Here is an 11,984-nt window from a genome sequence, read left to right as displayed (position 1 = left end):
GCGTCTAAGCAATGCTCAATAGCGTGAGTCAGCGCTGGACTGCGGAAGATCGCCGCAAGCAACTGGTCCGGATCGGCCTGATGATGCTGCGGACCCAGCCGATCCACGAACTGTCGATCGACGCGGTCGCGGGCCAGGCCGGGATCTCGCGCGGACTGCTGTTCCACTACTTCCCGAGCAAGCGGGACTACTACGTCGCGGTCATCGAGGCCGCCGGTCGCCGGCTCCTCCGCGTCACCAAGCCGGACGAGTCGTTGCCGCCGCCGGAGCAGCTCCGGCAGATGCTGCTGTCCTTCGTCGCGTTCATCACCCGGCGGCGCGCGGCCTACATCTCCTTCGTCCGCGGCGCGGCCGGCGGTGACGACTACGTGGTCAAGGTGTACGCCGACACCCGCGCCGGACTCGCCACCCGCGTCCTCAACCTGATCGGCTCCCCCGACGTCGCAACCCAGCCGGCGTCCCCCGAACGCATGACGGTCCACGCCTGGTTCGCGTACGTCGAGGACCTGGCCATCGAGTGGTCCGGCCTCCCCGAAAAGGACCGCCCCACCACCGACGAAGAACTGGTCGACCACGCCCTCGCGGCGCTAGAAGCCCTCCGAAAGCTCTGAGGCTTCCCCCAAACCACATCTCACCCCTCCCCAAGCACCTCCCACCCGCGCTGCGCGCGGGTGGGAGGTGTTAGGTAAACGCCAGCCAGGCGTCGCCGGCCGAGCGAGCGCCCCCGGCCCACCTCCTGCGAGGGAGATGCCGTGAACTCCCGCTTTCCCAAGGGGTATCCCCTGAACATCCGCTTTCCCGAGGGATGTCCCTTGAACGCCCGCTGTCCCGAGGGGATGGCCCGTGAACTGTTGCCTTCGTCGTAGCTGAAGACGCAGGGCTCCTCGGACAACCTGCCCGTCGTGGAGGGCCGGACCGCCAGGCCATCACAATCGACTCACGTCGGCCGGTGGCGCGCTGGCGCCGGGATGCAGGTGGTGGTTGTGATGGCCTGGCGGTCCGCATCCGCATCCCGTTCGCCGGGGTCCGCTCAGGGAGCGCGGCCGGTGGTGCCTCGGATGACCAGGTCGGTGGCTAGTTCTATGTGGAGGGCTTCCAGTTGGTGGCGGTCCAGGAGGCGGGTCAACAAGCTGACGGCCATGCGGCCCATTTCCTGGAGGGGTTGGCGGACGGTGGTGAGTTGGGGGGTGGTGGCTCGGCTCAGGTCTATGTCGTCGAAGCCGGTGATCGACAGGTCGTGGGGGACGGAGAGGTCGCGGTCGGCGGCGGCGTGGAGGGCGCCTAGGGCTGTCTTGTCGTTGAAGGCGACCAGAGCGGTGGGGCGTGGAGTGAGGGACAGGAGCTCGGCGGCAGCGCGGCGACCTTGCTCGACTGTCGGCTCCACGTGACGGGTCAGAGCGGAGTCGGGCAGGATGCCGGCCTCGGCGAGGGCTGCTGAATGGCCGCTCAGCCGGGCGTCCGCCGCGAGCCACTCGCGTGGTCCCGCGATCACTCCGATGCGGGTGTGACCGAGTGACGTGAGGTGCGCGGTGACCTGCCGCGCCCCGGAGTGATGCGCCGCCGAGACCGACGCGACGTCCCGCGGCAACGTCGTCCGCGGATCGACCACCACGAACGGGAGCCGCCGCGCCCGCAACCGCACGACCTCCTCGGCCGGCTCCGGCGGCAGGATCAGGATCGCCCCACCGACCCCGCGCTGAGCGGGCAACCGCGACAAGACCGGCTCCTGCGCAGCGGCCTCACCCGCGTTCAGGATCACCTGCCGCCCATGCCGGTCGAGCGTCTCCGCGATCGACGAAACGATCAGCCCGAAGTAGTCGGTCAGCACGTACGGGCACCGCACGTAGACGGCCCCGTCGACGGGTTTCGCCGTACCTCCGCGCGGACTCGGCGCTCGCAGCCCCAGCTCCGAGACGGCCCGCTCGACCAGCTCCCGAGTCTCCGGCGCCACGCTGCCCTGCTGGTTGAGCACCCGGGAGACGGTCGCGATCGACACCCCGGTCGCCGCCGCCACCTCCCGGACGGTCACTCGACCCCTAGGCATTTGTTACATCGCCTTGTTTCACGCTCAGGGTCATGACGAAAATACTGAGCGGTAATGATGAATTGCGAAAGAGCTGAGCGCGACCAACTGGTTGCGGTGGGTTGCCTCACGGTCGTCGGCGTCCGTGGAGAGATTGGCGAAACAGGAGCGTCACGCCCGATTGCTACCGTCTGGACGCATGACGGTGGAGCTGATCGAGGGAATGGAACTGCGCGCGGTTCCCGGGACCGACCCCGCCCTGGTGGCGCTGACGACCGCCCAGCAGGCCGAACTGGCCGCGATGTACGGCGAGGACCAGCCGCTGGTCGCACTCCACCCGGACATCGCCTTCACCCTGCTCCTGCTCGACGGCACCCCGGTCGGCTGCGTCGGCCTGCAACCCGTCGCCCCGGGCATCGGCGAGATCAAGCGCATGTACGTCGACCCGACCGCCCGCGGCTGGGGTCTGTCCCGCGTCCTCCTGGACGCCGTGGAGTCCCACGCCCGCTCCACCGGACTGACCCGCCTCCGCCTTGAGACCGGCACCCACCAAACCGCGGCCATCGCCCTCTACACCAACCACGGCTACGCCTCGATCCCGCCGTACCCACCCTTCGAGAACGAGGTCGCCTCCCTCTGCTACGCCAAGGACCTTTAGGCCCGGGGCAGATCCAGGACCAGGTGCGGGCCGTCTCGGTGGAAGCCGAGTTTGGTGAGGTACGGCGTGGAGTCGCGCATGTCGGGTGGGGCCAGGACCTGGTGGAAGCCGTGGTCGGTGAAGACGTCGCTGCGCCGGTAGACGAACTCGCCGGGGGTGAAGTCGCGGTACTTCGGGACCACGTAGTCGAGGTCGATCTGGGCGCGGCCGTCGCCGGCGTCGTGGGCGAGGACGACGCCGACGGTGCGGTCGCCGTGCTGGACCAGGAAGGCGTACGGGCTGTCGCTCTGGGTGAACCCGGGGTTGAACTGGCTGATGTCCTTCTGGTGCTGGGCAAGGACGTGGCCGAGGTACGCGTCACCGGAGCCGACCTCGAGGACCTGGTACTCCGCCTCGTCGTGCCGGTGCCGGAGCAGCCGCCAGAGGTGGACCAGGTTGATCACGGCCAGGACCGCGTTCATGCCGACCATCGGCCAGACGCCGATCGCCGCGTTGAAACCGACCAGGATCACGCAGCCGACCAGGTTCAGCAGCCGTAACCGCAGGATCCGGGTCTGCAGCAGGGACCAGACGACGAGTGCGGAGCCGCCCCACCCGATGATGCTCAAGACGTCCACACCCGCACACTAGTGTCCTGTGAGCGATTCGCTGCTGCTCGACGGCACACCCCTGCGTACGGTCGATCCGATGGTGCTCCGCGCAACGAGCTTCGGGCATTTCACGTCGATGCAGGTCCGCGACGGCCGGGTCGACGGTCTCGACCGGCATTTCGACCGCCTGGATCGCAGTACCCGAGAGGTCTTCGGCCAACGACTCGCCGCCGATCGCGTCCGCGCGGACCTGCGCGCCGCCCTTGATCACGGCGGCGCCGGCGACCTCTCCCTCCGCGTCAACGTCTTCGCGACCACCGTGATTCACCTACTGATCCGGGTGAGTCCACCGATTGAACCCGGCGTACGACCCGTGCGACTGCGCGCGTTCCGGCACGAGCGCGCCGTCCCGCACCTCAAGCACACCGGCACCTTCGACCTGACGTACTACGCGAACCTCGCCAGCCGAGACGGGTACGACGACGCCGTCTTCCACACCGCCGCCGGCGAGATCTCCGAAGCGTCCATCTGGAACATCTGCTTCGCCCGCGGCACCGACATCGTCTTCCCGTCGGCCCCGGCCCTCCCCGGCATCCGCCAGCAGGTCCTGCAACGCGGCCTCGCCACGCACACGACGACCCGCGTCCCGCTGGACGAGCTCTCAACGTACGACGCCGCCTACCTGACGAACTCGATCGACCCGGCCCTACCGGTCGCCTCGATCACGACCGACCACGGCACCACCACGTACGGCGAGCACGCCGCCTCGGCAGCGGTGATCGCCAAGGCCTACGAGTCCGTCCCGGCGCAGGAGATCTAATCCCGCTCCGACCACCACTTGAGGAGCTCCGCCCGCGCGCGCTCCTCACCCACCGGCCCCTGGTCGAGGCGAAGGTCCATCAGGAACTTGTACGCCTGCCCGACCTCGCGCCCCGCCGGGATGCCGAGGATCTCCATGATCTGGTTGCCGTCGAGATCGGGGCGCAGGGCATCGAGCTCCTCCTGCTCCCGCAGCCGCTCGATCCGGGCCTCGAGGTCGTCGTACGCGGCCCGGAGCGCCTCGGCCTTGCGCCGGTTGCGGGTGGTGCAGTCGGCGCGGGTCAGGATGTGCAGGCGGTCGAGCACGTCGCCGGCGTCGCGGACGTAGCGCCGGACGGCGGAGTCGGTCCACTCACCGGTGCCGTAGCCGTGGAACCGCAGGTGCAGCTCGACCAGCTTGCCGACCTGGTCGATCTGGTCGTTGCTGAACCGGAGCGCCTTCATCCGCTTCCGGGCCAGCTTCGCGCCGACCACGTCATGGTGGTGGAACGTCACCTTGCCGCCGTCCTCGAACCGGCGGGTCTTCGGTTTTCCGATGTCGTGGATCAGCGCGGCGAACCGAACGATGAAATCGGGCGTCGGACCATCGAGACGTGATTCGAGGTCGATGGCCTGATCGAGGACGGTGAGTGAGTGCTGGTACACGTCCTTGTGCCGGTGGTGCTCGTCCCGCTCCAGCTTGAGCGCGGGCAGCTCGGGCAGCACGTGTTTGGCCAGGCCGGTCGCCACCAGCAGGTCAAGGCCGATCCGGGGGTGGTCGGAGATCACGAGCTTGATCAGCTCGTCGCGGACCCGCTCTGCCGACACGATCGTGATCCGCTCGGCCATCGCGGTCATCGCGGCCACCACCGCGGGGTCCGGGGTGAACCCGAGCTGCGCGGCGAACCGGGCCGCCCGCATCATCCGCAGCGGGTCGTCGGAGAACGAGTCCTCCGGGGTGCCCGGGGTGCGGATCCGGCGGGCGGCGACGTCCGCGATCCCGCCGTACGGGTCGACGAACGTGCGGGCCGGCAGCCGCACCGCCATCGCGTTCATCGCGAAGTCGCGCCGGGACAGGTCGCCCTCGAGGCTGTCGCCGTACGCGACCTCCGGCTTGCGCGAGGTGGGATCGTAGGACTCCGACCTGTACGTCGTGATCTCCAGCACCCAGTCGCCCTTGCGGCAACCGATCGTTCCGAAGGCCTTACCGATGTCCCAGATGTGGTCCGCCCAGCCGGACAGCAACCGCTCGATCACGTCGGGGTGCGCTGAGGTGGCGAAGTCGAGGTCCTTGCTCCCCCGGCCGAGGAGAATGTCCCGGACCGGGCCGCCGACCAGGGCGATCTCGTGGCCGGCGCCGGCGAAGCGGGCGCCGAGCTCGTCGACGACCGGCGCGATCTCCAGCAGGGTCCGGACGGCCCGTTGCTGGACGGCGGACAACGATCCGGCGGAGGCTGACTGGTCGGCGAATGGTGACACGGGAAACTAGGTTACGGTGACGGCGTGTTGAGACGGCGACTGAGGCTCTCCGCTGCGGCGGTTGCGGGCCTGCTGATCGCTGCGTCGGCAGCGGTTCTCGGGACAGCGCCCTCGTCGGCGGCGCCGGTCGAGGACCCCGTGGTCGACGTCACCATCGACTCGTTCGCCCCGGTCGCGCCGGCTCCCGGCCAGGAGGTCGTGATCAAGGGCCGGGTCACGAACACCAGCGAGATGACGTTCCGGGACCCGCAAGCGCTGGCCTGCATCGACCGCAAGCGGCTGGCCACAAACGCCGACATCGCCGCCGTCCCGACCGAGCAGGACGTGCCGACCAGCGAGCTGGACAGCTGTGAGCGGATGACTACGTTCGAGTCCGGCACGTTCCAGCAGTTCGGCGCTCCGCTGGCGCCCAAGGCATCGGTGCAGTTCACCCTGACCGTGCCGTGGAGCGAGTGGCAGATCAGCAAGCAGACCGGTGCCTACGTCGTCGGCGTCGTGTTCCGCGGGCAGCCGGACGAGGACAACAGCCAGCGGGTGACCGCGGGCCGGGCCCGGACGCTGATGCCGGTGATCGGCGCCGAGCCGCTGACCCGCAAGGTGAACACCGCCCTGGTGATCCCGTTGCGCCATCGCCCGACCCAACTGGGCGGGACCAGGTTCGCGAACGACACGCTGGCCCAGTCGATGGCGCCGAACGGCCCGCTCGGCCGACTGCTTGCCCTCGGCAAGACGCACAAGGTCACCTGGCTCGTCGACCCCTCGATGCTCGACGAGGCCCGCCGGATCGAGGACGGGTACGTCGTCGTCGGCGACGACAACCACACCACACCCGGCACCGGCCAGGCCGTCGTCGCCGCCTGGCTGAAGGAGCTCGACGCCAGCCGGGTCCGGGGCAACCAGGTCGTCCTGCTCCCGTACGGCGACCCGGACGTGGCCAGCCTGATCGACGCCAGCGACCCGGCGGACCCGGACGCGGTCAGCAAGATCGTCGGCGAAGCCCGGGCGGAGAGCGAGGAGTACAACCTCGCGCCCCCCGGCTCGACCGTCCCGGCGGCCTTCACCAACGGGTTGTGGCTGGAGAACGGCGCGGCCCGCAGCCGCTACCTGGCCGCGGCCTCGTCCGGCTTCCGCGGATCCCGGGACACCGACCTGAACCTGGTCGGCAGTTCGGCCTGGGTGACCGCCGAACGGCCGGCCCTGAACCCGTCCCCCGTCTACAACGTGCTCACCCCGGAGGGTCCGAAGAAAGAGGTTCGCACCGTCATCGCGAACTCGGCCCTCACCTTCGGCGGCCCCGACCTGAACACCGCCGAGAACCCGCTGCAGGTCCGGCAGCGGTTCGCCGCCGAGACCGCGCTGCTGGCCGCCGGCGGCACGACGCCGGTGTCGGTGGTCGCGCTGCCGCCACGCGGCTGGGATGCCGACGGCAACGCGACCGCGGCGATCGCCGGCAACCTCTCGCTGCCGTGGATTACCACCACCGACGTCAACCAGATCGTCGCCGCGACCACGAGGCCGCAGACCACCAGGGCGCCGAACGCACCCCGGTCGAACCCGTCGCTCACCAGCGGCCAGGTCGACGCCGTGAAGCGGCTCAACGACGACACCCTCACCCTGCGGAACCTCCTGACCGATCAGGACAACCTGGACGAGAACATCCAGCGCGCGCGGCTGCGCTCGGCGTCCAACGGCTGGCGCGGGTACGCCGAGGAGGCGCGGCAGTTCACCGCGATCGAGACCGGCTCGGTCAACCAGCAGCTGGCCAAGGTGGAGCTGGTCAACTCCAGCGAGCAGGACCAGCACAAGGTGATCAAGGTCAACCTGGCCGGCAGCAAGGGCACCTTCCCGCTGACCGTCTCGAACCAGCTGGACGAGTCGATCCGGGTCGGCATCCAGGTGACGCCGGCGAACCGGACCGACCTGCGGATCAAGCCGCTGCAGACGAAGGTGCTGCCGCCGCGCGGCAAGGCGACGTACCTGATCGAGGCGAGTGCGGAGCAGAACGGCGTGATCCGGGCGAACGCCCAGGTGGTCACCGCCTCCGGTCGCCCGGTCGGCCCGTCGCAGGAACTGGTGATCGAGGCCGCGCAGTACGGCAGTGTCGGCTGGATCCTGGTCGGCGCCGCCTGCGCGCTGCTGTTCGGTACGTCGTTCGTCCGCATCTACCGGCGGATCCGGACCGAGCGCCGCAACCCGGCGCCGGCCGCGGAGACCGCTGCCGACCCGCTGCACCCGGCGCCGATCGACCCCGAGCCCGAGCCTGGGGTGCCGGACACCGTCCCCGAGACCGCGGCGGACGCCTCCCTGAAAGAAGGAGTCGGTTCGAAGGATGGCTGACCGCACCCTGCGATCCGCGGCGGTGATGGCAGCCGGAACGGTGCTGTCCCGCCTGCTCGGATTCGTCCGGATCGCCCTGCTCGCGGCCGCCATCGGCTCCGCGCTCCGCAACGACATCTTCACCGCCGCGAACACCATCCCGAACAGCCTCTACATCCTGCTGGCCGGCGGGGTGTTCAACACCGTGCTGGTGCCGCAGCTGGTGCGGGCGATCAAGAACCACGACGACGGCGGCCAGGACTTCACCAACCGGATCCTGACCTTCGGCTTCGTCGTACTCGCCGTGGTGACGGTGGGGTGCGTGCTGCTGGCGCCGTTCATCGCCGAGCTGTACATGCCGAAGGAGCTGAACGACCCGTCGCGGGCGCCCGAGCGGGCGTCGATGATCATGTTCGTCCGGCTCTGCCTGCCACAGATCTTCTTCTACGGCGCGTTCGTGCTGGTCGGCCAGGTGCTGAACGCGCGGCGCCGGTTCGGCCCGATGATGTGGGCGCCGATCGCGAACAACATCGTCGCGTGCGCGTCGATCGTGGTGTTCCTGCTGGTCTACCGCACCGGCGACAACCCGCCCACCTACAGCCACGGCGAGGAGTTGCTGCTCGGGATCGGGCACACGGTCGGGATCGCCGTACAACTGCTGGTGCTGCTGCCTTACCTGTCGGCGAGCGGGCACCTGTACCGGCCGAAGTTCGGGCTGCGCGGGACCGGGCTGGGGCACACCGCCCGGCTCGGGATCTGGACCGTACTGTTCGTCGCGGTCAACCAGGTGACGCTGGTGATCGTCACGCAGCTCGCCATCGCGGGTAGTGCCTCGGACGACCCGGGAGCGAAGGCCGGCCTGTTCGCGTACAGCACGGCGATGCTGATCATCCTGGTGCCGCACGGCATCGTCACGGTGTCGCTGGCGACGGCCGCGCTGCCGCAGATGTCGGCGTACGCGGCCGACGGCGACGTCACGGAGGTGAGCCGGCTCGCGGCGCGGTCGACCCGGCAGACGCTGGCGATCGTGGTCCCGGCGGCCGCCGCGATGATCGCGTTCGCCTACCCGATCGTGACGGTGATCGCGGGGTACGGCTCCGGTAAGAACAACCTGACGCTGATGTCGTACACGCTGATGACGCTGGCGCTGGGCCTCGTGCCGTTCACCATCCAGTACTTCCAGCTGCGCACGTTCTACGCGTACGAGGACACCCGGACACCGTTCTTTCTGCAGTGCGTGATCGCGGCGACGAACATCGCGGCCGCCGTGATCGGGGTGCGGGTGCTGCTGGACCCGACGCACCTCCGGTTCAGCGGTGTGGTGCTCGGCGGGGCGTACGCGCTGGCTTACCTGGTCGCCGTACTGATCTCCCGTCCGGTGCTGCGCCGCAAGGTCCCCCGCGTGCACGGCGCCGGGATCGGGCTGCCGCTGCTCGCAATGGTGATCGCTGCGGTACTCGCGGTAGGCGTCGGCCGGGGCGCGCTCTGGCTGCTGAACACGGCGGTCGACTGGTCCGGACCGGTGGGCGCACTCCTCCAGCTCGCGGTTGCGGCGCTCGTGATGCTCCCGGTGTACGCCGGGATCGCCCGGGTACTGCGCATCCACGAGGTCAACGACGTGGTGTCACTGGTCACATCGAAACTCCCCGGTCGACGCTGAACCGATCCGCTTGTGCACTCGTGCACACGTCAGTAGCTGACGGGGGCACTAGCATGGGGGCTGCGATCAGGCTGCCGGGCACTTAGGAGAGGGCGAGAGACACGTGTCGAACCAGACAGTCAGTCCTGGTGCCCTGCTGGCCGGCCGCTACCGGATCGCCGAGTTGCTCGCGGAGATCGACGGTGCGCGGGTGTGGCGAGCGGTGGACGAGGTGCTCAGCCGGGCCGTCGTAGTCGATGTCCTGCCGGTCGGCGACCCCCGGACCAACCTGCTCTTCGACGCCGCCCGGCGCGCCGCCGCGGCAGCCGACCCGCGCTTCCTGCGGGTGCTCGACTGCGACATGCACGATGGCGTCACGTACTGCGTCCGCGAGTGGGCCGGTGGCCGCCCGCTCGAGCGGATGCTCAGCAGTGGACCGCTGACCGGCCAGCAGGCCGGCTGGCTGGCCCGCGAGGTGTCCGAAGCGCTGGAGAACCTGCACCGCACCGGTCTCGCCCATGGATCGATCAGTCCCGCGACCGTCGTCGTCACCGACGCCGGAGCGATCAAGGTCGTCGGTCTCGCCACCGAGGCGGCGCTGCGCTCGACCGGTCCGGGTTCGCCCGAGCAGGACGTCCGCGCCCTCGGTGAGCTGCTCTATGCCTCTCTTACTGGCCGCTGGCCAGGTCCTGCGCCCGCCTGGGGCCTGCAGCCCGCTCCGGTGGAGCACGGCCGGCTCCTGAGCCCGCGCCAGGTGCGCGCCGGCGTGCCGCGGTCGCTCGACGACATCAGCGACCGGCTGCTCAGTGACCCGCCGCGGCATCACGCGCCGCCGATCACCAGCGCGGCCGGCCTGTCCGCGGCCCTGTCCGGTGTCGTCGGCAGCTCGCACGAGCCGCCGAGCCAGATGGACGAGACCGTCGCGATCGCCCGGCAGAACGGCAGCATCGACGACGCAACCCAGGTCGTCCCGCCGACGCCGCCCGCGCTGAACCCGACGCCCTCGGCGTACCAGTCCAACGGTCAACAGTCGCACTCGGCGTACCAGCCTGCGACCGAGACCCGACCGGTCCGCCGGCAGCCGCCACCGCCGTCGAACGGCAACGGCCACCGGCGCCGCGACGAGCCGAAGCCGAAGGGCTCCTGGGGCGGCCGGATCCTGATCCTGCTCGCCGTGCTGGCGCTGCTGTCGGTGATCGCGATGGCCCAGTTCCTGCTCAAGGGCGGCCTGAACGACGGGTCCGGCGGGTCGGACGACGCCGGGAAGACCACCGCTCCGCAGAGCAGCGCGCCTCCGCCGGCCGCCGCCGGACCGGTCAAGATCGTCGGCGGCAAGGACTTCGACCCGCAGGGCGACAAAGAGGAGCACCCGGAGGACGTGCGCAACACGTTCGACGGCAAGGCGGACACGACCTGGGACACCATGACGTACCGGAACAAGCCGAACCTCGGTGGCCTCAAGGACGGCGTCGGCATCATCTACGACCTGGGCGCGCCGACGAGCGTGTCCAAGGTGGCGGTCGCACTCAAGGGTGACGGGACCGACCTGGAGATCATGGTGCCGAAGGACCCGACCAAGTCGCCGACTGCCCTGAGCGGTTGGACGTCCGTCGCGAGCGAGGAGGACCAGCCCGCGGGCAGCTCGGTGCTGACGCTGTCGAAGGCGACCGAGACGCAGTACGTGCTGGTCTGGCTGACCAAGCTGCCGAAGGCCGGAAACGGCTATCGCGGTGAGATCTCGGAGGTCACAATCCAGAAATGACCTCGCCTGATGTCACCCGGATCGGCGCGGCAGAGCCGGTCGCCCAGCAGGAAGGGCATGCTGGGCCGGTGAGCTACGACCAGATGGACGACCACGAGCTGCTCCGGCTGCACGTGGCCGGCAACCCGGACACGTTCGGGCACCTGGTCCGGCGGCACCGGGACCGGATGTGGGCGGTCGCAATCCGGACCCTGGGCGAGCCCGAGGAGGCCGCGGACGCGCTGCAGGAGGCGTTCATCTCGGCGTTCCGCCGGGCCGACTCGTTCCGCGGGGACGCCAAGGTGACCACCTGGCTGCACCGGATCGTGGTGAACGCCTGCCTGGACCGGATCCGCCGCCGTCAGGTCCGCGCCGCCGACCCGCTGCCGGAGGACGAGGACCGTGCCGCCGAGCTGGCCGGCCCGGCCGAGGAGGACCCGGCCGAGGTTCGTGAGCGCCGGCTGGACGTGCTCAACGCCCTCAAGCAGATCAACGAGGACCAGCGCAGTGCCCTCGTCCTGGTCGACATGGAGGGCTACTCGATCGAGGAGGCCGCCGCCATCCTGGGCTGCGCACCCGGTACGGTGAAGAGCCGCTGCGCCCGCGGCCGCGCTCGGCTGCTGCCGTTACTCCGGCACTGGCAGACCACCAGGGCCGGCGCCGACGAGTCCGACGTACCGCAGAAAACTGCCACCGAAGCGGTGGGAACCGAATGACTGGGTACTCCGTCGAAGCGGAGT

The 11,984-nt window shown here is 69.8% G+C and carries 10 protein-coding genes; 7 read left to right on the top strand and 3 right to left on the bottom strand.

The features are described 5' to 3' along the window. Positions 1 to 23: 23 nt before the first annotated feature. On the top strand, positions 24 to 611 hold the full coding sequence (locus AB0H36_RS00120; RefSeq protein WP_360513801.1) for a TetR/AcrR family transcriptional regulator: 588 nt from the start codon (positions 24 to 26) through the stop codon (positions 609 to 611). A gap of 419 nt (positions 612 to 1,030) precedes the next feature. Here AB0H36_RS00120 and AB0H36_RS00115 read toward each other — a convergent pair whose 3' ends face one another. Further along, on the bottom strand, positions 1,031 to 2,029 hold the full coding sequence (locus tag AB0H36_RS00115) for a LacI family DNA-binding transcriptional regulator (RefSeq protein ID WP_360513798.1): 999 nt from the start codon (positions 2,027 to 2,029) through the stop codon (positions 1,031 to 1,033). 193 nt (positions 2,030 to 2,222) lie between these two features. On the opposite strand from AB0H36_RS00115, the gene AB0H36_RS00110 reads away from it, so the two are divergent. Next, on the top strand, positions 2,223 to 2,681 hold the full coding sequence (locus AB0H36_RS00110; RefSeq protein ID WP_360513795.1) for a GNAT family N-acetyltransferase: 459 nt from the start codon (positions 2,223 to 2,225) through the stop codon (positions 2,679 to 2,681). On the opposite strand, the gene AB0H36_RS00105 is transcribed toward AB0H36_RS00110, so the two are convergent. Next, positions 2,678 to 3,298: a hypothetical protein gene (locus AB0H36_RS00105; protein WP_360513792.1), complete on the bottom strand. Its 621-nt coding sequence runs from the start codon at positions 3,296 to 3,298 to the stop codon at positions 2,678 to 2,680. The two genes, AB0H36_RS00110 and AB0H36_RS00105, sit on opposite strands and share 4 nt — an antisense overlap. Before the next feature lie 19 nt (positions 3,299 to 3,317). Between AB0H36_RS00105 and AB0H36_RS00100 the strand changes: the two genes are divergently transcribed. Next, positions 3,318 to 4,091 carry an aminotransferase class IV gene (locus AB0H36_RS00100; protein WP_360513789.1) on the top strand — a complete coding sequence of 258 codons (774 nt, stop codon included), beginning with the start codon at positions 3,318 to 3,320 and terminating at the stop codon, positions 4,089 to 4,091. On the opposite strand, the gene AB0H36_RS00095 is transcribed toward AB0H36_RS00100, so the two are convergent. Continuing rightward, complete coding sequence (locus tag AB0H36_RS00095) at positions 4,088 to 5,509, bottom strand: CCA tRNA nucleotidyltransferase (RefSeq protein WP_360515096.1); 1,422 nt, start codon at positions 5,507 to 5,509, stop codon at positions 4,088 to 4,090. The two genes, AB0H36_RS00100 and AB0H36_RS00095, sit on opposite strands and share 4 nt — an antisense overlap. A gap of 63 nt (positions 5,510 to 5,572) precedes the next feature. On the opposite strand from AB0H36_RS00095, the gene AB0H36_RS00090 reads away from it, so the two are divergent. The 4 genes from AB0H36_RS00090 to sigM all read left to right on the top strand — a co-directional run bounded on the left by AB0H36_RS00090 (position 5,573) and on the right by sigM (position 11,960). Then, positions 5,573 to 7,885 (top strand): hypothetical protein, encoded by a 2,313-nt coding sequence (locus tag AB0H36_RS00090; protein ID WP_360513786.1) that lies wholly within the window; start codon positions 5,573 to 5,575, stop codon positions 7,883 to 7,885. Then, positions 7,878 to 9,524, top strand: coding sequence for a murein biosynthesis integral membrane protein MurJ (murJ, locus tag AB0H36_RS00085; RefSeq protein WP_360513783.1), 1,647 nt, complete (start codon positions 7,878 to 7,880; stop codon positions 9,522 to 9,524). Before AB0H36_RS00090 ends, murJ begins: the two co-directional genes overlap by 8 nt. A 103-nt stretch (positions 9,525 to 9,627) precedes the next feature. After that, on the top strand, positions 9,628 to 11,265 hold the full coding sequence (locus AB0H36_RS00080; protein WP_360513780.1) for a protein kinase family protein: 1,638 nt from the start codon (positions 9,628 to 9,630) through the stop codon (positions 11,263 to 11,265). After that, positions 11,262 to 11,960: an RNA polymerase sigma factor SigM gene (gene sigM, locus AB0H36_RS00075; RefSeq protein ID WP_360513777.1), complete on the top strand. Its 699-nt coding sequence runs from the start codon at positions 11,262 to 11,264 to the stop codon at positions 11,958 to 11,960. Before AB0H36_RS00080 ends, sigM begins: the two co-directional genes overlap by 4 nt. Positions 11,961 to 11,984 lie beyond the last annotated feature (24 nt).

This window comes from Kribbella sp. NPDC050820 (assembly GCF_040653975.1).
In the GTDB taxonomy this organism is placed as follows: domain Bacteria; phylum Actinomycetota; class Actinomycetes; order Propionibacteriales; family Kribbellaceae; genus Kribbella.
Note: the sequence above shows the minus strand (reverse complement) of the source record. Positions and strands in the feature narration are given on the sequence as shown.